Origin of the sequence: Enterobacter cloacae complex sp.6700776 (assembly GCF_048284255.1) — a bacterium.
GTDB classification, from domain to species: Bacteria; Pseudomonadota; Gammaproteobacteria; order Enterobacterales; family Enterobacteriaceae; genus Enterobacter; species Enterobacter intestinihominis.
The window spans coordinates 703850-729631 of the sequence record NZ_JBLVYK010000001.1; the positions used below are offsets into that span (position 1 = coordinate 703850).

The following is a 25782-nucleotide window of genomic DNA, read 5'->3' on the forward strand; positions in this document are numbered from 1 at the left end:
GCGAGGATCGCTCCCCGCGGCGTTGTTTTACGCAATTAACAGTTGATGATTTGCCAGCAGCGTCGCCAGATCCGTCTGCACGCCATTCAGCGTCACCAGGGTGGTTGGCGAGAACTGGCCGCCCGTCCCGTCGAGGTCAACCTGGATCTCGGTGTTGCTGCCGTTCTGCACCACGCGGATGTAGTCAGCAATGTTGCCCGCGCTACTGTCCAGCGTCGCCACGCCGTTCACGTAGCTCGCCGAGCCGGTGCCGGTATAGCCGCTGTCGGAAAGCAGGTCGCGCAGATCGATGCGGTCCGTGTCCGCCGTCCCTTCCCAGGTACCGACAGTAAAGCCGTTCACCACATCGCTACCGTTGCCGCCGGTCGCGTCAGACGCGTTGATCAGCTTATAGAGCAGCGTGTCCTGACCGCCGCTGCCGATGCTGAAGGTGTCGTTACCGCCGCGGCCTTCAAAGAAGTTATCCGCGGTATTGCCTGTAAAGACATCGTCACCATTTCCACCAGCCAGCCCTTCAATGTTGACAAACCGTGCAGAACCAAAACCTGTATCTTGCATACCGGTCTTACTGAGATCGATATTCAGCGCTGTCGAACCAGCGAGCTTGTAATCGACAATATCCATTCCCCCTTCGGCGGTCCAGACGTTCACATCGGATACCACGCGGCTACCGCCGCCACCGTTATAAATATGCGTACCGGCCGTTGCGTATAGCGTGTCGTTGTAACCTGTTCCTACAATACCTACTGAATTGCTTCCATCCGTTGCGGCCTGGGCGCTATCAACGACTGCATCCCCATTTTCTGCGGTCAATACATAGGCATGGTTCTTCTCTACCGCTTTGAGTCCCGCCCAGGAAGCGTTGACGTTCTCGATGGTATTCGTTGTCCCGGAAGAGTCGAAACTGACGGACGAAACACCGCCAAAGTCATTAGCATTAGAAAGCAGTACAGCGCTGTAAGACTTGCTCGCATCAAGACCGTAGAAATACACCAGCCCTGTCGAATCGTTCATGTTCACGCCGCCCTGCGGGTTAATGACCTGTGAACTAACAACTTTACCGGTACTCTCGTCTACCAGCAGTACCGTATTACCATAGAAGGCGTTAATACCGTTGGCGTCAGAAATACGCAGAATGATGCTGGTTCCATCGTTGATGGTACTGGTATTTTCGATGTACTCCGTCTTGCCACCCGCCGCGCGGAACACGACTAAATCGCGATCGCCATCATAATCAAGGTCGAGCGCTAGTGCTCCCGTGGTGACGTTAGTGCTGCCCTGATTTGCGCCCGTTAACAGCGTTTGCGATGACCAGTTAACCTGCCCTGTACCGGCGTTCACACCATTGTTGAGCCAGAGCATGCCGATATTGTTGGCGTTAGTGGCAACTGTGCTGCCCGCTGCGCCCGCAATCTCGATCAGATCCATCTTGCCATCACCGTTCCAGTCCACCGCCAGCGAGGTCATGCTGTTTACGCTGTCGCCGAAGGTCTGAACATTCGACCCGGTTCCCACACCGTTAGCCGCCGCGGTTAAATTCCCGGCACCATCGTTGTAGAAAACGGCACTGGTGGCGTTACCCTGACCGGTTAGCCCTCCCACAAAGAGATCCATATAGCCATCGCCGTTAAGGTCGGCCCAGGTCATAGTGGTGTAATAATTACTCGTCGTCCCCTGATTTCCATAGAAAACCCCCGTCACAATCTGTGTATTGGTCAGCGTATAATTACCGTTTGCATCCACGCCATTGGTCGCGACCACCAGTCGGGTATTCGCACTGCTGGAGCCTCCGCCTGAGGTATAGTTGGTGCCTACCGTCCCGTGATACACAATGTCGACATAGCCATCATTGTTGAGATCCACGCCAGAGAGATCGCGGCTCATTTGCGCATTGTTATTGTTGGTCGATGCCACCCCATCCTGGGTTGTAGCGGTTTCAACATAAGCACCACTTTTGTCAAAGCCGATAATAGTGCCGTCCGTGTTCATTACGATTTGCGTATCATAGCCACCCGGTGCGTTGGAATCGTTTGGAGATCCATCGCCGTATACCATGTCGACAAATCCATCCCCATCAATATCAATGCCCATTACGCCGCCGTACCAACTCCATGTGTTGCCATTGACATCATTTGTCTGTCCCGCAACGCCATTAGAACCCACCTGGAAGGTGGTGTAGGTGCCGTCCGCATTGTATTTGAAAGACTGCTGGCCATTTGCATAACTGGTATCTGCACCGAGGATATCCATCAGGCCATCACGGTCAAAGTCGACAAATGTTGATTGCTGCTGTCTGTCCGGACCACTGATTGCGACGGAGCTGAATGAACCTAACGTCGTCGAACTGGTTGCGTTCTGGGTAAAGACCGTAGAATTGCTGAGGATCCTCCATGAGCCATCTTCAGCCAGAGTCAGTGCCGTGCCCGTATCCTGCGAAGAGGCTGCGGTCGAGGTAAAACTTATTTCCGGCGTCGGTGATACCGTCAGCTCGTTCGCGGAGTCATCCGCCGTGATCTGCGTGCCGTCAGCTTTGTAAAGTGCAGCCTTGACATCATATGTGCCTAGCGCCAGGGCGTCTGCGTCAGGGATCTGCACGTACCAGGTACTGTTCTTAGGATCAACAACGACAACGCCATTGCGAGAACTGTAAACCACATTGTTGACCGTCACTTCAACGTATTCACCATCGAGGATCTCGAAGTCAACGCGGCCGGTGATAATCGGCGTGGTATCCAGGGTATCCTGCACCTCTACATACATTTGCAAATCAACGGTGAAATCAAACACAGGTGAAGGTGTGGTTTCATTTCCAGCGGCATCGACAACGACCGCATAAAATTCCCCTTTTTCTCCATCTACCAGCGGATCCGTCAAGGCGAAGGACCAGGAAGTACCGTTTACGTCAGCCTCGCCAAGCAAGGTGCCGTCGGCGCGATACACACGCACCAGCTCGCCGGTCAAAAGCGAGGAAGACAACGTGCCGTTTAGCACAGGCAAACGATCGTCTGTTGTCGTGCCAGCACTAAACTCACCGCGTGATGAGCCTACCTCATCCGTATAGCTAATAATTGTCGCTGCGGTGTTAGACGGCGTCAGATCGACGGTAACCACCTGCTCAGCCGTTGCGCCTGTATTCCCCGCTAAATCTACAACCCGAACTTGATAGGTATGTTCCCCTTCAGGCAAATCGCGGATATCGATGAAGCTCCAGCGGTTGCCATTCATCGTGACATACTGCCAGGTCAAACCGTTATCGACGCTGATCTGCACATATTCACCGCTGGAAAGCGGCGCACCAATCGAACCATTGATAGTCAGTGACGTATCATTAGTCAGGAAGTCGCTGTCGCTATAGCCCGTATCGGTTGAAATACTGTCAATGCTGACGGTAATCGCACTATCAGGCGCCACCAGGTCCACGGTCACCTTCTGATATGCCGACCCACCAATGTTACCCGCGATGTCTATTACCCGCACATAGTAGTCATAGGTGCCGTTACCCAGCGTGCGGCCGTCCACGAAGTACCAGCTGTTGCCGGTGACGATCACGTTCTGCCAGCTGACTCCGCCGTCGATGCTAATCTGGGCATATTCGCCGTCGGCCAGCGTTGCGCCGAGCGAGCCGTGCAGCGTCAGGGAGGTATCATTGGTGATAAAGTCGCTGCTGCTCAGGCCGGTATCGTCGCTGATGCTGTCGATAGCGATCGTTTTGCTGGCGTCCGGCGCGACGGTATCAATGGTCACCACCTGGCTGGTGGTGGCGCTGATATTCCCCGCGTCGTCAATCACCCGCAGCTGGTAGTTGTAGTCTCCGTCGGCCAGCGTGCGGCCATCAACGTAGGTCCAGCTCAGACCGCTGACGCTCACATCAGTCCAGGTCGCGCCACCGTCCAGGCTGATCTGCGCGTGGTCGCCGCTGCCCAGGGCCGCGCCGAGCGTCCCTTTCAGGCTAATCTGGTTGTCGCTGGTAATGAAGTCGCTGTCGGACAGGCCGGTATCCTGCGAGACGGAATCCACGGTAATGCTCGTCGCCGCAGGCTTCGTCAGATCGATTACCACGTCCTGGCTGTCCGTTGCCCCGACGTTGCCCGCGTTATCAATGACGCGCACCTGGTACGGGTACGTCCCGTCCGTCAGGGTACGCCCATCGGTGTAGCGCCAGGTGGTGCCGGTCACGGTCAGGTCAATCCAGGTTGAACCACCGTCGAGGCTGATCTGCGCCTTCTCGTTATTGCCGAGCTGCGCCGATAGCGAACCGTTCACCACCACCTGCTTATCGTTGGTGATGAAGTCACTCGCGCTCAGGCCGGTATCGTTTTGCAGGGAATCAATGCTGATCCCCATTGACGGTGCGGTGAGATCCACGGTGACGCTGTGGTTATCGCTGGCGCTGTTGCCGATGGCGTTGCTCACCTGCGCATTGATCACGTACGAACCGCCGTCCGCCAGCGCGGTCACGTCTGCGCTGCCGACCGTATAGCTCCAGGTGCCGTCCTTTTGAACGTTAGCCGTGTAGGTTTTACCGTTAAGCGTAATGGTCACCGTCTGGCCCGCAGGCGCGTCGGTGGTGCCGCTGACAATTAGCGGCGTGCCGTGCTCGGCGGCGTTGACGATATCGTCCTGGGCAAAAGTGTTGATGACGATGGTCGGCACGTCGCCGTTCAGCGTCACGTCGTGTGTTGCGCTGCCCGGGTTACCCGCCTTATCGCTCACCGTAGCCGTAATGGTGTAATCCCCATCGCTCAGGCCGAGGAAGTCGCGGCCCGGCACGAAGACCGACCACGAACCGTCTGCTCCAACGGTCGCCTGATAGCTGTGCCCGTTGAAGGAGACGGTCACCGTCTGGCCCTGCTCCGCGGTGGTGGTCCCGCTAATAGTCTGCCCCGCCAGCTGCTCGGCGTTGTTGACGATATCGTCATCGGCCACGGTGCTGATGGTGACGGCTGGTGCGACGGTATCGACCGTTAAGGTATGGGTCGTCTGGCCGCTGTTACCGGCTTTATCGTTGACCACGGCGGTCACCGTCAGCGCACCCTGGCTCAGTGCGACCAGGTCTGCCGCCGGAACGTCCAGCGTCCAGGTGCCATCGCTGCCGACAAGCGCAGTGTAGGTTTTTCCGCCCAGCGTGACGGTCACCGTCTGGCCTGCTTCCGCGCTGGAAGAGCCGTGTACGGTGAGCGGCTGCTGAGCTTCCGCCGCATTCAGCACGTCGTCGCCCGACAACGTGTTCACGCTAATCACCGGCGCGGTGGTGTCCACGCTGATGGTATGCGTCGCCGAGGCGCTGTTCCCGGCGCTGTCCTGCGCCGAAGCAGAAACCTGGTAGCTCGCGCCGTCGGCCAGAGCGCCCACGTCGGCGGCCGGAACGGTGGTCTGCCAGGCGCCGTCGCTCTGAATGGTGGCCGTATAGCTCTTACCATTCAGGGTGATAGTGACCTGCGTACCGCTGGCGAACTGCGCACTGGAACCGTTGATAACCAGCGACGCGCCCGCTTCTGCCGCATTGATCACGTCATCACCACTGAGGGTGTTGACGGTCAGCGCGACCGATGCGGTATTTACCACCACGTCATGGGTCTGAGTGCTGCTGTTGCCTGCGCTGTCGGTGATAGTCGCGCTGAGGGTTACGGTGCCGTCGGCCAGTCCGGAAATCACGCTGGCCGGAACGCCCACGCTCCATTTGCCGCTGGCGTCAACGGTGGTGGTGTACTGATTCGAACCGATGGTGATAATCAGCTTATCGCCGACGCTGGCGCCGGTTGCGGTGCCGCTGACGATCTGCGCCTGCCCGTGCTCCACGCTGTTGATGACGTCATCGCCCGCCACAACGTTAAAGCTGACGGTCGGCGGTGTGGTATCAAGCGTAATCGCTTTACCCGCGCTGCCCGGGTTACCCGCGGCGTCACTCACGCTCACCTGCACGGTGTAGCCGTTATCCGCCAGGGCGGACAGGTCTGTGCCCGGCACGTTAACGCTCCAGACGCCGCCCTGCTGAACCTGCGCGGTGTAGCTGTTCCCGCCGAAGGTTACGGTTACCGTCTGACCGACTTCCGCCGTGGTGGTGCCGGAAATGGCCACGCCCGCAGCCGCTTCGCTGCCGTTGATCACGTTGTCGCCGGCTACCGTGTCGATGGTCACGGTTGGCGCCGTGGCATCGACGCTGTACTCCCGGCCCGCAGACGCGCTGTTGCCGTTCACATTGGTCACGCTCACCTGCACGCTGGCGTCGCCGTCTTTCAGACCCGCAAGATCCGAGGAAGGCACGGTGGCCGTCCAGTTGCCGTCGGCATCGACTTTGGCGGTGTAAGACTTGCCGCCGAAGGTGACGGTAACGGTCTGGTTTTCCTCTACGTTCGAGGTGCTGCCGGACAGCACCAGATCCGCGCCTTTTTCTGCCGCGTTAATCACGTCGTCGGTAGCAATCGCATCAATACTGATAGCGACTGCCGCCAGATCCACCGTCACGTCATGACTGATGGTCACAGGATTGCCCGCCGCGCTCTGGCCTGCAACGGTCACGGTAACCGTGCCCGCAGCCAGGGCCCCGACGTCTGCTGCCGGGATCGCCGCGCTCCAGGTACCGTCTGCCAGCACGGAGGCCGCATAGGTTTTGCCATTGACGGTCACGGTGAGCGTAGTGCCTGCCGCCAGTCCGTCGCTGGAGCCGGTGACAATCAGGTTCTGTCCATGCTCGATGCTGTTAATCACATCGTCGCCCGCGACGGTATCCACGCGCAGGCCCGGCAGGCTGGCGTCGATAGTGATATCGCGCTCGCCCGTTCCCGTATTGCCATGGTCATTAGTGACGGTTGCTGACACCGTAAAATCGCCATTGCCCAGCGCGGTCAGGACGGATTCCGGCACGTTAACGGACCAGGTCAGATCGCTCTGCACCGTCGCGGTATAGGTGTTGCCGCCGATGTTCACCGTCACGGTGTTACCGATGTCCGCGTTCGCCACCTTACCGGTAATGGTCTGGCCTGCGGCCACTTCCGCCGCGTTGATGACGTTGTCCCCCGCCACGGTGTTGATGGTGACGGTTGGCAGCGCGGTATCGACAAGCAGGTTCGCCGTAGTGCTGATGCTGTTGCCCACGCCGTTGGTGGCCGTCGCGCTCAGGGTGTAGCTGGCTTCACCGAGGCCTGACAGATCCGCAGCCGGAACCGTCAGGCTCCAGGTGCCGTCTGCCGCAGTCGTCGCCGTGTAGTTTTTACCGTTCAGGGTCATGGTGACTACAGTGCCTTCCGCCAGGTTGGCGCTGGTGCCGCTGACGCTCAGGTCCTGCCCTTTTTCAACGGCGTTCAGGACGTTGTCATCGCTGATGGCGTTGAAGCTGACCGACGGCAGACCGGTATCGACGGTCACATTATGCGTGCCGCTGCCGGTGTTGCCCGCCGCGTCGGTGACAGACGCAGTGACGGTCACGGTGCCGTCGCTGAGGCCTGAAATCACATTTGCCGGAACGCCCACGCTCCAGTTACCCGCCGCGTCCAGCACGGTGGTATAAGTCTGGCCGCCGATCGTGACGGTGACCTTATCGCCCGCTGCCGCGCCGGTGGCGGAGCCGCTGACGATCTGCGCCTGATTGTGTTCAGCCGCGTTAATCACATCGTCACCTGCAACGGTGTGGATGGTCACCCCAGGAACGGTCACATCCACCGTCAGAGTGTGATTAACCGACGCCGGGTTACCCGCCTTGTCGCTGACTGAGGCAGTGACCGTCACGCTGCCGTCGGTTAATCCTGCCAGATCCGCCGCCGGAACGTTCAGCGTCCAGCTGCCGTCCGCGCTCACGGTTGTGGTGTAATCTTTGCCGTTCAGCGACACGGTCAGCGTCTGGCCCGCTTCGGCGGTGCTGGTGCCGGAGATTGCCAGGTCTGACTGCGCTTCCGTGGCGTTGAGGATATCGTCTGTGGCAATCGTGTTGATGGTCACGGACGGCGCGGTAGCATCCACGCTGTACTCGTGGCCCGCAGACGCGCTGTTGCCGTTCACGTTGGTGACGCTCACCTGCACGCTGGCGTCGCCATCCTTCAGGCCAGCCAGATCCGCTGACGGCACGGTGTAAGTCCAGTTGCCGCTGTCGTCCACGGTGGTGGTGTAGATCCTGCCGTTCAGACTGATGGTCACGGTCTGCCCGGCTTCCACGTTGGTGGTCGCACCGGACAGCACCAGATCCGCGCCCTTCTCCGCCGCGTTAATCACGTTGTCGGTGGCAAGCGCATTGATGCTGATGGCAACGCTCGCCAGATCCACGGTCACATCGTGGCTGATGGTGATCGGGTTACCCGCCGCGCTGTCGCCGGTAACGCTGATTTTCACGGTGCCTTCCGGCCACGCGCTCACGTCGGTGGACGGGATCGCCGCGCGCCAGGTGCCCTCTGCCAGTACCGTTGCCGCGTAATCTTTACCGTTGACGGTAACCGTCAGCGCCGTGCCCGGCGCCAGCCCGTCGCTGGAGCCTGAAACAATCAGGTTCTGCGCGTGCTCAATGGTGTTGATCACGTCATCACCCGCCACGGTATTCACGCGCAGGCCCGGCAGGTTAGCGTCGATAGCGATCTCGCGTTCGCCGGTCCCGGTGTTGCCGTGGCCGTTGGTGACGGTTGCCGTCACGCTCAGGCTGCCGTTGCCGAGTGCTGTCAGCACGTCAGACGGCACGTTGACGGACCAGGACAGATTGTTCTGCACCGTTGCGGTGTAGCTGTTGCCGCCGATGGTCACGGTCACGGTGTTGCCCGCTTCGGCATTCGCCACGGTGCCGCTCAGGGTCTGACCTGCCGCCACTTCCGCCGCGTTAATCACGTTGTCGCCCGCCACGGTGTTGATGGTGACGGTTGGCAGCGCGGTGTCCACCAGCAGGTTCGCGGTGTTGCTCACGCTGTTGCCCACGCCGTTGGTGGCGGTCGCGGTCAGGGTGTAACTGGCCTGACCGAGACCGGCCAGATCCGCCGCCGGAACCGTCAGGCTCCAGGTGCCGTCTGCCGCAGTTGTCGCCGTGTAGTTTTTACCGTTCAGAATTACGGTCACCACGGTGCCTTCCGTCAGGTTGGCGCTGGTGCCGCTGACGCTCAGGTCCTGCCCTTTTTCAACGGCGTTCAGGACGTTGTCATCACTGATGGCGTTGAAGCTGACCGACGGCAGACCGGTATCGACGGTCACATTATGCGTGCCGCTGCCGGTGTTGCCCGCCGCGTCGGTGACAGACGCAGTGACGGTCACGGTGCCGTCGCTGAGGCCTGAAATCACATTTGCCGGAACGCCCACGCTCCAGTTACCCGCCGCGTCCAGCACGGTGGTGTAAGTCTGGCCGCCGATCGTGACGGTGACCTTATCGCCCGCCGCCGCGCCGGTGGCGGAGCCGCTGATAATCTGTGCCTGCTTGTGTTCAGCCACGTTAATCACGTCGTCGCCTGCCACGGTGTGGATGGTCACTGCCGGAACGGTGACGTCCACCGTCAGGGTGTGGTCCACCGACGCCGGGTTACCCGCCTTGTCGCTGACGGCCGCGGTCACGGTGACGCTGCCGTCGGTTAATCCTGCAAGGTCAGCTGCCGGCACGTTCAGCGTCCAGCTGCCGTTCGCGCTGACGGTTGTGGTGTAATCTTTGCCGTTCAGCGATACGGTCACCGTCTGGCCTGCTTCGGCGGTGCTGGTGCCGGAGATTGCCAGGTCAGACTGCGCTTCCGTGGCGTTCAGGATATCATCTGTGGCAATCGTGTTGATGGTCACGGACGGCGCGGTAGTATCCACGCTGTACTCGCGCCCCGCCGAGGCGCTGTTGCCGTTCACGTTGGTGACGCTTACCTGCACGCTGGCATCACCCTCTTTCAGACCGGTCAGATCCGCAGACGGCACCGTGGCGGTCCATTTACCCTCAGCGTCCACCGTGGCGGTGTAGTTCTTGCCGCCGAAGGTGATGGTGACGTTCTGGTTTTCTTCGACGTTCGAGGTGGTGCCGGAGAGCACCAGATCCGCACCCCTCTCGGCGGCGTTGATCACGTCATCGGAAGCGATGGCGTCAATGCTGATGGCGACGTTTGCCAGATCCACCGTCACATCATGGTTGATAGTCACCGGATTGCCCGCGCTGCTCTGGCCTTCAACGTTCACGGTGACCGTGCCTGCGGCAAGGGCACTCACGTCCGCAGAAGGGATCGCCGCACTCCAGGTGCCGTCTGCCAGCACGGTAGCCGCATAGGTTTTACCGTTTACGGCGACGGTCAGCGCCGTACCCGCCGTCAGGCCGTCGCTTGAACCCGTGATAATCAGATTCTGCCCGTGTTCGATGCTGTTAATCACGTCATCGCCCGCCACGGTGTCCACGCGCAGGCCCGGCAGATTCGCGTCTATCACGATTTCGCGCTCGCCCGTTCCACTATTGCCCACGCCGTTGGTGACGCTGGCTGACACGGTTAAATCGCCGTTGCCCAGCGCGGTCAGCACAGACTCCGGCACGCTAACGGACCAGGTGAGATCGCTCTGCACCGTTGCGGTGTAGCTGTTGCCGCCAATGGTCACGGTCACGGTGTTACCCGCTTCGGCATTCACCACCTTACCGCTGATGGTCTGGCCGGTTGCCAGCTCCGCAGCGTTGATCACGTCGTCGCCCGCCACGATGTTGATGATGACGCCAGGCAGAACGGATTCCACGTTCACGGTGTGCGAGGTGCTGGTGCTGTTGCCGACGCTATCCGTTGCGGAGGCCGACACTGTGTAAAGCGCTTCACCCAGTTGCCCCACCTCGCTCGCCGGAACGGTTGTAGTCCATTGGCCATTGGTAGCTACCGTGGCGCTGTACGCTTTGCCGTTGAGCATCACGGTCACCACCGCGCCCGCCGCCAGCCCGGAAGCCGTACCTGTGATGGTCAGATCCTGAGTTTTCTCGGTGTAGTTGATCACATCGTCACCGGACACGGTGTCAATGGTCAGCACCGGCGCGGTGAGGTTGACTTCAACCTCGTGCGTTGTGCTGTTGCTGTTTCCGGCTTTATCGGTCAGCGCCGCGGTGATGGTGTGATCCCCTGCGGTCAGAGCACTCACGTCCACCGCAGGCACGCCCACGTTCCACTTGCCGGAAGCGTCCAGGGTCGCCGTGTAATCTTTGTTATTGATGGTGACGGTCACCACGTCGCCCGCCTCCGCACCGGTCACGGAACCGGTGACAATCAGCGCCTGCGCATGCTCGGCGCTGTTGATCACGTCGTCGTCGGAAACGGCGTTAATGGTCAGCTGTGGCACCGTGGTATCCACCAGCACATCGCGGTCCGCCAAGGCCGGGTTACCCGCCTTATCCGCGACGGCTGCCGTGATGGTGTAACTGCCGTCGGTAATCGCGCCGACATCCGCAGACGGTACGGTGACGCTCCAGCTGCCGTTCGCCTGTACGGTGGTGGTGTAGTCCACGCCGTTCAGCGTCACGGTGACGGTCTGGCCCGCTTCGGCGTTGGAGACACCGTTAACGACCAGATCCTGCTGCGCTTCGGCCGCGTTGATGATGTTGTTGTCGCTGACGATCTCGATGGACACCGTCGGCGCGGTGGCGTCCACGCTGTACTCGCGGCCCGCCGAGGCGCTGTTGCCGTTCACGTTGGTGACGCTGACCTGCACGCTGGCGTCGCCGTCTTTCAGTCCGCCCAAATCGGCAGACGGTACGGTCGCCGTCCAGTGGCCGCTGGCATCCACCGTCGCGCTATAGGTCTTACCGCCGAAAATGATAGTAACGGTCTGGTTTTCTTCCACGTTGGTGGTCGAGCCGGACAGCACCAGATCCGCACCCTTCTCGGCTGCGTTAATCACGTCGTCGGTAGCGATGGCGTCGATGCTGATGGCGACCGGCGCCAGATCCACCTTCACGTCATGGCTGATGGAAACCGGATTACCCGCCGCGCTCTGGCCGTCAACGGTCACGGTGACTGTACCTGCGCTCAGCGCGCCGACGTCAGCCGCCGGAATGGCTGCACTCCATGTCCCGTCCGCCAGCACGGTTGCGGCGTAGGTTTTGCCGTTAACGGTGACCGTCAGCGCAGAGCCGCTCGCCAGCCCGTCGCTGGAGCCGGTAATAATCAGGTTTTGCGCGTGCTCAATGCTGTTGATCACATCGTCGCCCGCCACGGTATCGACGCGCAGGCCCGGCAGGTTGGCGTCTATAGTGATGTCGCGCTCGCCGGTTCCGGTGTTGCCGTGGCCGTTGGTGACGCTGGCTGACACCGTCAGTTCGCCGTTACCGATGGCGGTTAAGACCGTGGACGGCACGTTGACCGACCAGCTCAGATCGTCCTGAACCGTCGCGGTATAGGTATGGCCGCCGACTGAAATAGTGACAGTGTCACCGCTCGCCGCGCCGCTCACTTTGCCGCTCAGGGTCTGCCCGGCAGCCACTTCCGCGGCGTTAATGACATCGTCCGTGGCGACAGGGTTGATGGTGACCTGCGGCAGCGCGCTGTCGACCAGCACGCTGTGGCCGGTGCTCGCGCTGTTGCCTGCGGTGTCGGTTACGCTCGCCGTTACGACGTAGCTTGCTTCACCCAGCGCAGAGACGTTTGCCGCCGGAACGGTGACGCTCCAGCTGCCGCTGGCGTCGGTGGTGGCCGTATAGCTGATACCGTTCAGGGTCACCGTTATGGTGGTTCCGTCCGGCTGGTTGCTGGTGCCGGACACCAGCAGATCCTGGCCTTTCTCGGTCGCGTTGATCACGTCGTCAACCGCCAGGGTATTGATGGCAACCACCGGCGCGGTCAGGGAGACGTCAAACGCGTGCGTCGCGGTGGTGCTGTTACCGGCTTTATCGGTGAGGGTCGCAGAGATCGTCTGCTCGCCGTTTGCCAGCGCGCCCACGTCGGTCGCCGGAACGCCCACACTCCAGCTGCCGGACGCATCCAGCATGGCGGTGTAGTCTTTGCCGTTCAGGCTCAGGGTAATCACATCGCCCGCCTGCGCGCCCGTCACCTTGCCGGTGACAATCAGCGCCTGGCCGTGCTCGGCAATATTAACAATGTCGTCGCCCGCCACAATGTTGAAGGTAATCTGCGGCACGGTAGTGTCGACCAGCACGGACGCCCCCGCGCTGGCCGGGTTGCCCGCTTTATCGGACACGGTCGCCGTGACCGCCGCGCTACCGTCTGCGATCCCCGCCAGATCCGCCGCCGGTACATCCAGCGTCCAGCTGCCGTTTGCCTGCACCTGGGCGGTGTACTGATTGCCGTTGAAGGTCACGGTGACCGTCTGGCCTGCTTCGGCAGTAGACGTCCCGCTCAGGGTCAGGTCCTGCGCCGCCTCTGCCGCATTTAGCATGTTGTCGCCGCTGATGGTGTTGATGGTGACCGCTGGCGCGGCGGTATCGACGCTGAATGCCTGCGAGGAAGAGGCCGCGTTGCCGTTCATGTTGGTTACGCTAACCTGTACGCTGGCGTCGCCATCCTTCAGGCCGCTCAGATCGGCAGCCGGTACGGTGCAGGTCCAGTCGCCGTTGGCATCGACCATCGTGGCCCAGGTTTTACCCGCAAAGATAATGGTAACGGTCTGGCCCGCTTCAACGTTCGAGGAGGAGCCGGACAGCACCAGATCCTGGCCTTTTTCTGCCGCGTTCAGCACGTTGTCGTCCGTCACGCTGTTGATGCTTATCGCCACCGGGGCGAGATCGACATCCACCACGGTACCGATGTTCACCGGGTTGCCGGAGGTATCCTGCGCGCTGGCGCTGATGGTGAGCGCTCCATCCGCCCACCGGGAGACGTCTGCGGCCGGAACCGCAGCCTGCCAGGTGCCGTCCGCCAGTACCGAGGCGGAATAACTCTTGCCGTTGATGCTCACGGTGACGGTACTACCCGCCGCCAGGTCGGTGCTGGTGCCGGAGATAACCAGGTTCTGCGCGTGTTCAATAACGTTAATGACGTCGTCACCGGCGACGGTATCAATGCGCAGGCCGGGCAGCTGGGCGTCAATGGTGACATCCAGGGAAGACGATCCGGTATTACCGTGCGCGTTCGTCACGCTGGCCGAGACGGTCAGGTCGCCGTTGCCGAGCGCGGTTAACTGACTCTGGGTTAACGGCAGGCTCCAGGTGAGATCGTTCTGTACGGTAGCCGTGTATGTCTGCCCGCCGATGATAATGGTGACGGTATCGCCCGATGCCGCGTTCGATACTTTCCCGGTCAGGGTTTGCCCTGCGGCCACTTCCGCCGCGTTAACGATATTGTCGCCCGCGACGTTGTTGAGGGTAACAACCGGCAGCGAGCTGTCCACCAGCACATCGTGCGTGGCAGAGGCGCTGTTGCCCACATTATCGGTGACGCTCGCCGTCACGGTGTAATTGGCTTCACCCAGCGCGCTCACCGCAGAGGCGGGTACGGTAACGCTCCAGTTGCCACTGGCGTCGGTGGTGGCTGCATAGTTGATACCGTTCAGATTAACGGTGATGGTGGTTCCTTCCGGCTGGTTGCTGGTACCGGAAAGCAGCAGATCTTCGCCCTTCTCTGCCGCATTGATCACGTCATCCGCTGCCAGCGTATTAATACCGATTACAGGCGTGACTGTATTGACCACCACATCCACTGAACTGCTGCCGGTGTTGCCGGACCGATCGGTCACGGAGACGTTAATGGTCCAGGTGCCGTCCGTCAGCCCCTGAACGACGGACGCAGGCAGGCCGAGGCTCCAGTTGCCCGCCGCATCCACCACGGTGGTGTAGTCCACGTTATTGATGGTGATGATGACCAAATCACCCGCCGCCGCGCCGGTGACGGAGCCGCTCAGGATCTGCGCCTGTGAATGGGCCAGCTGGTTAACGGTGTTGGTGTCGGTGACGAAATCGTTGATGGTCACCTGCGGCACGGTGGCATCCACCAGCCCAACGCGGTCCGCGCTGCTGCTGTTGCCCGCCACGTCACTGACGGTGGCCGTGACGGTGACATTGCCATCGGTCAGCGCGCCAACGTCGGCGGCAGGCACGTTCAACTGCCAGCGACCGTCCGCCTGGACCGTGGTCTGGTAAGATTTACCGTTCAGCGTCACGGTGACCGTCTGGCCCGCTTCAGCGGTTGTGCTGCCGCTGAGCACCAGATCCTGCTGCGCTTCTGCCGCATTAATGATGTTGTCGTCGGTCAGGTTATCAAGCGTAATGGCTGGCGGCTGCGTATCGACAATCACCACGCGTGAGGCGTCCGCGCTGTTGCCGTTGACGTTAGTCACGCTGACGCTCACCTGCGCCCGCCCGTCGATCAGCGTTTCCATCGCGCTCGCCGGAACGGTCAGGCGCCAGGAGCCGTCCTGCTGCACCTTTGCGGTAAAGGTTTGATCCGCGAATTTCACCACCACGGTTTGCCCGGCCTCTACGCCCTGCGTCTGACCGGAAAGCGTGACATCCGCGCCTTTTTCCGCCGCGTTGAGCCTATCGTCAGTGGTTACGGTATCGATGGTGACGGCCACCGCGTTCAGGTCAAGCTCGATCGGGTGTTCAGCCGCCACGGTGTTGCCCCAGGCATCTTCCGCACTGACGCTGACGGTCATGCCTCCCGCCGTCCATGCCTGAAGGTCCGCCGACGGCACGCCAATCTGCCAGCTGCCGCTGGCGTTAACCGTGGTGACGTATTCAACATTATTGATGGTGACGGTGATCTGTGTGCCTTCGGCCAGATGAGTGCTGGAGCCGGTCACGGCCAGATCCTGCTGCTGTTCAATGGCGTTAATCACGTCATCGCCAGAGATCGTGTTCACGCGCAGGCCCGGCAGTTCGGCGTTGATGTTGATATCACGTTCGCCGGTGCCGGTGTTGCCGTGCGCATTGGTGACAGAGGCGCTGAAGGTTAACTCGCCGTCGCCAAACGCCTGAAGGTCGGCCGATGGGATGGTCACGCTCCATTTCAGGTCGCTGCCAACCGTCGCGGTGTAGCTCTTGCCGCCCACGGTGACAGAGACGGTATCGCCCGCCGCCGCGCCGGTGACGCGTCCGCTGAGGGTTTGGTCAACCGCCGCTTCGGCGTTATTGACCAGGTTATCCCCGGCAAAGGTGTTGAGGATCACCTGCGGCAGCGCGGTATCGACCAGCAGATTCGCCTCGGCGGAGCCGCTGTTACCCACGCTGTCGGTGCCGCTGACGCTCACGGTGTAAAGGGTATTCGCCAGATCCAGCACGTCGGAAACCGGCACCTGAACGGACCAGCTACCATTCTCAACGGTGGCCTGATAGTTAACGTTGTTCAACGTCACGGTGACAGCGCTGCCGTTCGGCAGATTACTGGTCCCGCTCAGGCTCAGAGGCTGCATGGCCTCCAGCGCATTCAGGACGTTATCCTGGCTGATGGGGTCAAGGGTAAATTCCGGCGGGTTGCCGCTGAGCGTAATGCCGTGCGTCGCGCTGCCGGTGTTGCCCGCCGCATCGGTCACGGAGACCGAAATGCTGTGGCTACCTTCACCCAGCGCGCCAATGACAGAGGCAGGCACGCCGACGCTCCAGCTGCCGTCCGCCTGGACGACACCGGTAAAGGTCTTGCCGCCAACGGTCACGGTGACAACGTCGCCCGCCGCCGCGCCGTTCGCCTGGCCGGAAATAATCTGAGCCTGCCCCTGCTCGCTGGTGTTCAGAATGTCGTCGCCCGCGACAGTGTTGATAGTGACCACTGGCGCTACGGTATCGACCGTGAAATCGGCGGTGGTGGAGGCCCCGTTACCCGCTTTGTCGCTGACGTTTGCCGTCAGGGTGTGCTCGCCGTTAGCCATCGCCTGTACTTCACTGGCCGAAAGCGTAACGGACCAGGTGCCGTCGCTGCCCACGGTCGCCGTGTGATTTTTGCCGTTCAGCGTGACCGTCACAATCTGGCCCGCTTCCGCATCGTTTTTTCCGGTCAGCGTCAGCGGCTGATTATGTTCAGCCGCGTTGATGATGTTGTCCTGGGCGATCGTGTCGACAGAAATCGCTGGCGCAGCGGTATCGACGCCAATCGTCTGGCTGCCGGTCACGGTGTTGCCCGCCGCGTCTTTGCCGCTGACGTTGACCGTCCAGGTACCATCGCCCAGCGCCTGCGCGTCAGCAGCAGGCACCTTCACGCTCCATGCGCCGTTTGCCCCCACTTCTGCGGAATAGGTTTTACCGTTCAGCGTGACGGTAAGCGCCGTTCCCTGCGCCAGGTTTTTGCTGGTGCCGGACAGCGTAAAGCCAGCGGCCTGCTCGCTGGCGTTGATCACGTTATCGCCCGCCGTGGTGGCGAGCGTCACGCTGGTATCCGCTGTAGAAACGGTTACGGTAATACTGCCCGCAGAGGTCGTTTTACTGCCGTCGATCTGGACGACGGACCAGGTATGTTCCCCCTCCGCCTGGGTCGGAAGTGTTACCGTCCAGGTGCCGTCCTTTGCGACCATGGTGCTGGCGATGGTGCTGCCGCTGCTGTCTTTAACCTGAATGGTCGCGCCCGGCTGCCCGGTACCGCTGAAGGTTGGGGTGTTATCATCCGTGACCTCTTTTGCACTCAGCACCCCCTGCTTGTCACCCGCGTTATCCGTCAGCAAAAATGTTGGCGTGGCGCTTTCGACTTCTTTCGTATTATCAATAACTTTTGTTTTGGTTTCGCCGTCACCGCCGTGAGCCAGCAGTGCGCCAATCGCACCGCCTCCCAACGCCGCTCCGGCAATCCAGCCCCACGGCGCATCGCTTAAGACGCTTCCCTGCTCCAGAAAAGGTTCAATGCTGCTAATGGGTGCAGCCTGGGCGGTTAATTCGGTGGCGGCAACGCCTGATGCTTCCCCGGCATCGGCAAATGAAATATGCGTCAACTCCTGGTTATCGTTAAATACCAGTTCGGAATGATTATGGGTTTCCGTGTCTTCGACAAAATAATTATTGCAGCGGATCACGCTGCCATCTTTCATATAAATGAGGAGGTCATTCCCCTGGCGGACATAACGCACCACGTCCTGAGCAGAACCCTGAATTTCAATCACGCTCGGCGATGAAATAGAGACCGAGAGATTCCCTTCACCGGTTAATTTCGTTTTTTCTGCCGTTTTTCGAATGATAACATCAACAACTTTTGCGTTACTCATATTCTTCTCCTTGCAGGTGCGCGTATTCCTGTGGTTATGTCCACCAGAGGGATGTAACTATCCCTGGGAAAAACCACCCATTATTGTCTGACTTATTTCGCGCAGAAAGGCGCGCCTTTTTTAACTCAAATCAGGTAATTTCGCGGCAGCGTTTTTCTCTATTCCGATAAGCGGCATGAGATTATCCACCGCGGAGGCGTAATTAATCGCCGCGCTCCAGCCATCGTATTCAGCCATTATTTTCGCTGAGGTGGCAGACCAGACATCCTGCTCCACGCTGAGCAGATCGTTAATGCTGCGCTTGCTCAGGGTATATTCATTTTTGTAGACGTCGCGGGCGCGCAACGCATTTTCCAGCTGACGTTTTCCGGCCTCCATACGTCCTTGCGCCCCGGTCCAGTCGGCCTGTGCGACGGAGGCTTTTTGCAGGACATCAAAACGGGCCTGATCGACCTGAGACGATGCCATTGCCCTTGCGCCCTCGGCTTGACGGACGCGCGCCGAGACCGCGCCGCCCTGATAAAGCGGTGCATCAATATTGAGCTGGATCTGATCATCCCAGTACGCGCGATTATCAGACTCGTACCGGGTGCGGCCCCCTTTCAGGCTTAAGGTTGGCCAGTGCTGAGACTTCGCGGTTTCTACGCCGTACTGGGCTGAACGCTCCATGTTCTGCGCGGCCATCACCGTTGGGATCAGTGAATAATCAATTCGATTGAGAGAATCCGACTCCACGGCCAGACCTCCCGGAACCGGTGAATAGCGTTCAGCCTGTATGCCAGTCAATACCGCCAGCCGCGCGCGGGCGCTGTTCAGGGACGCATTGTACTGCTCTACCGTCGCCTGCATTCCGGCAATACGGGTGCGGGTCTGAAGCTCATCAGAGGTGGAGCTTACCCCTGCATCGGCGCGGAGTTTTGCCAGCTGCTCAACGTTTTTAAGCGCCTGCACGTTCTCTGTTGCCGCCTGTAGCAGATCGCTGTAGCGTTTCACTTCCACATAGCTGAGGGCCGTTTTTTCCGCGACGGCAGACATCGTGCTCATCAGCTGGTAGCGATAGCTGTCACGCTGAGCTGAAGACTGGCTGATGCTGTTATTGGTCTTGCCAAAATCGTACACAAGCTGCGTCAGGCTCAGCCCCCAGGCTGCGGAATTTCGCAACGAGCCGCTCGAATCGGTGGTCTGGCTGTGACCCGTACTCCCGTTCAGGGCTATTTGTGGCATCCAGCCACTACGCGCTTCGTCTATTTGTGCCTGGCCAATCCCCAGCTGTGCAGCCTGCTGACTCACCGACGGGTCGCGGTCAAGAGCGAAAAGAATACTTTCTTTCATCGTCATTGCCGCAACGGGAGATATCCCTACCAGACCGTTAGTTGCATGAGCCGCAGTCACCACCAGTGAAATTAAGGTCAGGGAAGCAGATAATCTGAGCATCCTGTTATTGCATTTCATCTTTATAATACCCCCGGACTTCAGGTGATGGCTAAATAATTACCAGGAAGAGGTACAAATAATTCACCCTATTTGCCCCACTCCTGTTTGATAAATTCCGCCAATAGTCGACCACACCCATTTCAATTGAGATGAGAGCCGTTCAATCTCTTTTTTTCTTTTAAGAATTTACTTAAATATTTATTGATTCGCAGCATAACAAAATGTGATATGAGCGACCACATCTGTAATGTTAATGCGGTGTTACAAATAAGAAAAAAGATGGGGTTTCTGGACAAATGGCTATTAGATGCGTTTACGCTGAAACATATAAACTCTCTGTAATTTAAGGAAAATTCTGAAACACCTTGATGTACATTTTTGCGTTTATTTCATCTCGAATCAGACACAAAGATTTTCAAAGAACTGTCAATTTAAGTCATTCGCTGATTAATATTAAATTATTTTACTTTAAAAAGAATATCTAATAGATATAAGCACCAATTTATATTTATAATCTGGTTTTATATTCTTATTCGAACTCCTTATTCGGTAGCTTTAACCAAATTTCCATGTAAAACATAGCGTTAACATCAGGTCTAAACGATACATACATGTTTTTGATGACTGATTAATGCTAATTCAATATTCACCTTATCAAACTGTTTTTGGACAACATCCCCCTCCTGTTACGATTCCCTTTCCTGTAAAATGCTGTAAACTGCATAGTATTGCGACATTTTGCAGGATACTGCACCCATGCATAAAACCGCCAGACAGAAATATGTACTTGAAATTATTACTGAACAAGGCCAGGCCAGCATCACTGAGCTGGCAGAAAAGTTGCAGGTTTCGGCGGATACCATCCGTCGCGATCTGACCGATCTGGAAAAACAGGGACTGGCGCAAAAAAACCATGGCGGCGCCATCGCGCTGAATCTCTCGACGATGAACCGAGTTAGCAGGAATACCTTACTGCCTGAAATCAAGCAGCGGCTGGGTAAACAGGTTGCGCAGTGCGTACCTGCGGGCTCGACGCTTTTTCTGGACGCCGGAAGCACACTTCTGGCCGTTGCCTCTTTCCTGCAGGGACCGCTGACCATCATCACCCCTTCTCTTGATATCGCCCAGCAGGTTAGCGATCGGGAAGATATCGATCTGATCCTGCTTGGTGGAAAGTGGGATCAGAAACAGCGCCTGTTTGCCGGAAGCGCCACCCTTTCGCTGCTCTCTCGCTACCGGGCGGATATCGCTATCCTTGGCGCATGCGCCATTCATGCCGAGCTCGGATTGAGCGCCAGTCAGGAGGCGGATGCCGAGGTGAAGCGTGCCATGCTGGCCGCAAGCCAGGCGCACTGGGTAGTCGCCGACCATCTTAAACTCAACCAGTGCGAACCTTATCTGGTTTCAGGGTTATCCCAGATTCATCAACTGTTTTTAGATCGTCCCTGGGCAGAGCTCGGGGACCATAGCGCCGTGCAGGTTACCGTTTGCGCGCATTAACGTGGAGAAGGTCATGAATAAAGTGAAGACAATGAATATTGCGCTGATCGGGTATGGTTTTGTGGGTAAGACGTTTCATGCCCCGCTGATCCAGTCCGTCGACGGCCTGAAGCTGGCGGTGGTCTCCTCCCGGGATGAAGAAAAGGTCAAACGCGATCTGCCGGACGTCCTCGTTGTTGCCACCCCTGAAGAGGCTATTCAGCACCCGGATATCGACCTGGTGGTTATCGCCTCCCCTAACGCGACCCATGCGCCGCTGGCCACCCTGGCGCTCAACGCCGGCAAGCACGTAGTGGTGGATAAGCCATTTACGCTGGATATGCAGGAAGCGCGAGATCTGATTGCGCTTGCGCAAGAAAAACAACGCCTGCTCTCTGTCTTCCATAACCGCCGCTGGGACAGCGATTTTCTCGGCATTAAGCAGGTGATTGAGCAAGGCAGTATCGGCAAGGTAAAACACTTTGAATCGCATATCGATCGTTTCCGCCCGGAGGTTCGCGTGCGCTGGAGAGAGCAAAATGTTCCCGGCAGTGGCCTGTGGTTCGACTTAGGCCCGCACATGATTGACCAGACGCTACAGCTTTTTGGTCTGCCGCTGTCGGTACAGGGCAACATCGCCACCCTGCGTGACGGTGCGGAAATTAACGACTGGGCGCACGTGGTGCTGAACTATCCTGAACACAAAGTGGTCCTCCATTGCAGCATGCTGGTGGCAGGCGGCGTTGCCCGCTTTACCGTCCACGGCGATAAGGCCAGCGTGGTGAAAGCGCGCATCGATCAGCAGGAAGCCCAGCTTCTGGCAGGCGTCATTCCGGGTAGCGAAAGCTGGGGTGAGGACAGCGACGCTATGGTGCTGTTTAATGCCCAGGGTGAAGCCAGCGCTATCCCTGCGCCAAAAGGCGACCAGCGGCAGTACTATATAAACGTGCGCGATGCCCTGAACGGCAAGATTGACAATCCGGTCCATCCGGTGGAAGCCCTGGCGGTGATGGCGGTGCTGGAAGCGGCGGTAAAATCTTCAGAAACGGGTACAACTCAGGAACTGGATTTAACGGCGCAGGAGCGCGCGCAACTGCAATAAGCCGCAAAAAAAATGCCCTGCGGGTTGGCAGGGCATTATCGGTCACTGACGCTTTTTCGGCATCATGCGCAGCAGCGTATTGTCTTTCCAGAAATAGTGATGCATCAGCGCGGCAAAGGCGTGCAAACCAATCACAAAATACCCCAGATTCGCCAGCGTTACGTGCCACGCTTTTAGCGTATCCACCAGGTCAAAATTCCCCTCCGCCGCATGCGGCATCGTCAGGCCAAACGCAAACCAGTCATTTCCCCGGTTATACATCATCACCATGCCGATCAGCGGCAGCGCAATAAACAGCAGGTAGATAACCAGATGCCCCAGATGGGACAGCCCGGTGATCATCGCTTTTGGTTTCGGTTGAATGGGCGGAGCCGGGAATTTCAGGCGGATAAACAGGCGCGCCACCATCAGCACCAGGATGCTGATCCCGCAGGAAACGTGGATCATATTAATAAGCGGACGATCGGTTCGCGGGAACCAACCTCTGAACTCCATGGCGCAATAGGCCATAATAACTAACAGAAAAACCAGCCAGTGAATGCTGATTTGCAGACCCGTATATTTTGTGCGCATGTTGTTTCCCGATAAATAACAGTTATCGCGCCAACATAACCACCTTTCCTGAAAATGTGAACCCCCTTTTACGGAGGGCCGAGTATTCCCAGTTATTTGAAATCAGAAGCATTAACGTGCCTTCAGAATAACGGAGGGATTAAAGCGATGCCCAGGTCCGGCTGTAAATCGCTGAGGCGTTTGCCTTCCGGCCAGGGCGAGGCGCAGGGATGCGCCGAGAGGGCGGGCTTTACAGGGATGTTACCTCCGCCCGTCCCCGATAAGCCGGAAGGAATAAGCCGAAGGGACCGCGAAGCGGCGATTTACCGCCGGGAGCCCGGGTCGCCAGGGTGGTGGCGACTGAGCCACCCTGGCACGTTCACCGGTCATTTTGTTACAGAGTAGCAAGGAACCTAAAGTGAACGGAATGACCACCAGAGCCGTATGTTCCCCTCACCCTAACCCTCTCCCCAAAGGGGCGAGGGAATTGCTCCGTGCACACATTATCTCGCATGGAGGGGGCTCCTGATTACGACTGTAAATAGACTACCTGCGTCTGCAAATACTCATTCAGACCGTGTTTGCCATCCGCCCCGCCGATCCCGGATTTCCGCCAGCCCGCATGGAAGCCCTGCATCGCTTCAAAGTTTTCACGGTTAATGTAGGTCTCGCCGAACTTAAGCCCTTTAATGGCTTTCATGGCGACATTCAGATCCTGCGTATATACAGACGAGGTTAAACCGTAGTCGCTGTCGTTGGCCATTTTCAGGGCCTCTTCCAGGGTGTCGAAAGCCACCACCGGCAACACCGGGCCAAAGGTCTCTTCGTGCATGATGGCCATGTCCTGATGTACGTCCAGCAGCAGCGTTGGGGGATAAAAATACCCTTTGCCCTCTGCCGCTTTACCGCCAAGGACCACTTTAGCCCCTTCCTGCACCGCGCGCGCCACCTTCTGCTCCACACGCTCCAGCGCGGCGGCGTTGATCAGCGGCCCCATGGCAATATCCGTTCGCTCAGCCGGATTGCCAAACTGGACGGCTTTCATTGCCTCGCCCAGACGATTCACAAAGCGGTCGTAGATCCCCTTCTGAACATAGACACGTTCCGCGCAGTTACACACCTGTCCGGTATTGATGACGCGTGAATCCACAATGGCCTTCACGGCCAGCTCGAGGTCGGCATCGTCCATCACGATGGCCGGGGCTTTACCACCCAGCTCCAGCCCCACTTTGGTGATGTTTTTCGCAGCCGCAGCCATGATCTTTTCACCCGCCCCGACGCTGCCGGTCATGCTGACCATCGCCACTTTCGGGTTCCCGGCCAGCTCCTGTCCGACGGTTTCACCGCGGCCCAGCACCAGGTTGAAGACGCCTTTCGGCAGGCCAATCTCGTCGACGATTTTGGCAAACGCAATGGCGTTGTTTGGGGTAAATTCGCTCGGTTTGATAACGATGGTGTTGCCGGTGATTAGCGCAGGAGCGAGCTTACGGGCAATCAGGAAGAAGGGAAAGTTCCACGGCAGAATGCCGGTGGTGACGCCAAGGGCGCGCTTAAACACCAGAATATTCTCGCCCGGACGGTCGCTCTGAATGATTTCCCCTTCATAACGGCGCGCCCACTCGGCCATATAGTCGATATAGTCAGCTGTAAAGTTAACTTCCACTTCCGCCAGCTGCTGGATCTTGCCCCCTTCGGCAACAATCAGCGCGCTGATTTCGCTGACGCGCTCGCGGATCCCGGCGGAAATTTTGCGTAGCCAGCTGGCGCGTTCAATGGCAGGCAGCGCCTCCCAGCCAGCCTGCGCGCGCTCTGCCGCGTCAATGGCCTTGCGGGCGTCCTCGGCGGTGCCGTCGGGAATACGGGAAATGACCTCTTCCGTGGCCGGATTGATCACGTCAATCCAGGCATCACCCTGCCAGGCAACAAACTGTCCATCAATATACATAGGATGTTGTACGGGTACTGTCATAACCTGCTCCTGTAATCACACTGTTTTTAACAAGTAAACTTAATGTTAAAAACTATAATTACCGGGGCAATTGCCTACTCTATGAGTCTGTTTTTGTGAGATATCTCATAAAAGAAACGGGTCAGCCCGTTTTAAAAATCACAAATCGGCAACAAAGGCTGCCCGTTTGCGTAAAAGATGGCGCAAACGGGCAAGAGCATTACAGCAGAGAACGGCTCACCAGCGCGTCGGTGAGAATGACGTCGTTTCGCAGGATCTGCCACGCGGCGTCCACGTCGGCAGGGATATCGACATGGGCAATGAAATCACGTCCCGCCGGACCGTAGCCGTTGATGTCGTCCCTGAGTCGCGGAAATTCACCCAGCACCAGCGACAGGTAACGTTCTACCGGCCATAACCCCTCGACCGGGCCGCTGAACGCCAGACCGTCGTCACTGTTTTGCAGCACGGGCGTCAGGCCGGGATGACTCATCCATGCGGGCGATGCAGCCTCGTCGCGGCAAACGCGGGCAAACGTAGCCATTGTGCGACGCTGCATCGTCGGGTCCTGCACTACCTGCACCCGGGCGGCGTTCAGTCCGGACTGTTTCATCAACGCCCGGCTGAAGCGGGCGTTTTCGCCACAGTTGGTCGACTGATCCTCAACGTGAAGATGCTCAGCCGGAATGTTCCAGAATTCACGGGCGATGTCGGCCAGAATAGCCGCCTCAGCCCGCCCGGTGGTGGGTATCCTGTTATAGCGGGGGTGCTTAGCAATCGCGGCGTAGAGGAAGGTCGTCGAGTGACCGATCCCGCCGCTGATGATCAGAGGAACCCCCTGTTCAGCCGCGATTTTACAGGCAGCATCAATCGCGGGGATCACCGCGTTACCCGCCAGAATCACCAGATCAACGGGCTGGTTGTCCTGATAGTCGTCCTGAGCAAGCCACGCCCCAACGGTATTCACGGCGTCGAGTGTTGTGCCAGGCAGACAGGGGAAAAGTGCCATTGTCATCGTTACCTCCTTACAGCATTAATCTTTAGAGTACTTCACACAACGGGGTTGAAAAGGAGATCACTCTGAAAGCCGAGGTGCTCATTACGCTGCATATTTGTCATTTTGATGAAATAACCAGAAACATCCAAAAACAATTGGGTTGCACCCTGAGTTTGTGCTTTTGATTATCTGCCCTTCAACACATCCTGCCACAACAGCGTGCTGAAAAAGCAC

7 protein-coding genes are annotated in these 25782 nt (G+C 58.5%); 2 read left to right on the forward strand and 5 right to left on the reverse strand.

Annotation, left to right across the window (positions count from 1 at the left end):
• Positions 1–27 precede the first annotated feature (27 nt).
• Complete coding sequence (locus ACNQ0T_RS03525; RefSeq protein ID WP_417929582.1) at positions 28–18036, reverse strand: Ig-like domain-containing protein; 18009 nt, start codon at positions 18034–18036, stop codon at positions 28–30.
• Positions 18037–18156: 120 nt separating this feature from the next.
• Positions 18157–19470, reverse strand: a complete 1314-nt coding sequence (locus ACNQ0T_RS03530) for a TolC family outer membrane protein (RefSeq protein WP_223861947.1) — start codon at positions 19468–19470, stop codon at positions 18157–18159.
• Between the two features lie 756 nt (positions 19471–20226).
• On the opposite strand from ACNQ0T_RS03530, the gene ACNQ0T_RS03535 reads away from it, so the two are divergent.
• Both ACNQ0T_RS03535 and ACNQ0T_RS03540 read left to right on the forward strand, forming a co-directional pair.
• Complete coding sequence (locus ACNQ0T_RS03535) at positions 20227–20970, forward strand: DeoR/GlpR family DNA-binding transcription regulator (RefSeq protein ID WP_022648061.1); 744 nt, start codon at positions 20227–20229, stop codon at positions 20968–20970.
• A gap of 13 nt (positions 20971–20983) precedes the next feature.
• Positions 20984–22051 carry an oxidoreductase gene (locus ACNQ0T_RS03540; protein ID WP_038416023.1) on the forward strand — a complete coding sequence of 356 codons (1068 nt, stop codon included), beginning with the start codon at positions 20984–20986 and terminating at the stop codon, positions 22049–22051.
• 42 nt (positions 22052–22093) lie between these two features.
• Here ACNQ0T_RS03540 and cybB read toward each other — a convergent pair whose 3' ends face one another.
• From cybB to ACNQ0T_RS03555, 3 genes are all read right to left on the reverse strand, one after another.
• Positions 22094–22624 (reverse strand): cytochrome b561, encoded by a 531-nt coding sequence (gene cybB, locus ACNQ0T_RS03545; RefSeq protein WP_022648059.1) that lies wholly within the window; start codon positions 22622–22624, stop codon positions 22094–22096.
• 508 nt (positions 22625–23132) lie between these two features.
• Positions 23133–24572 (reverse strand): aldehyde dehydrogenase, encoded by a 1440-nt coding sequence (aldA, locus tag ACNQ0T_RS03550; RefSeq protein WP_032624297.1) that lies wholly within the window; start codon positions 24570–24572, stop codon positions 23133–23135.
• Between the two features lie 199 nt (positions 24573–24771).
• A complete protein-coding gene (locus ACNQ0T_RS03555) occupies positions 24772–25566 on the reverse strand; it encodes a YdcF family protein (protein ID WP_417929584.1) in 795 nt (264 codons plus the stop codon).
• Between the last annotated feature and the right edge of the window lie 216 nt (positions 25567–25782).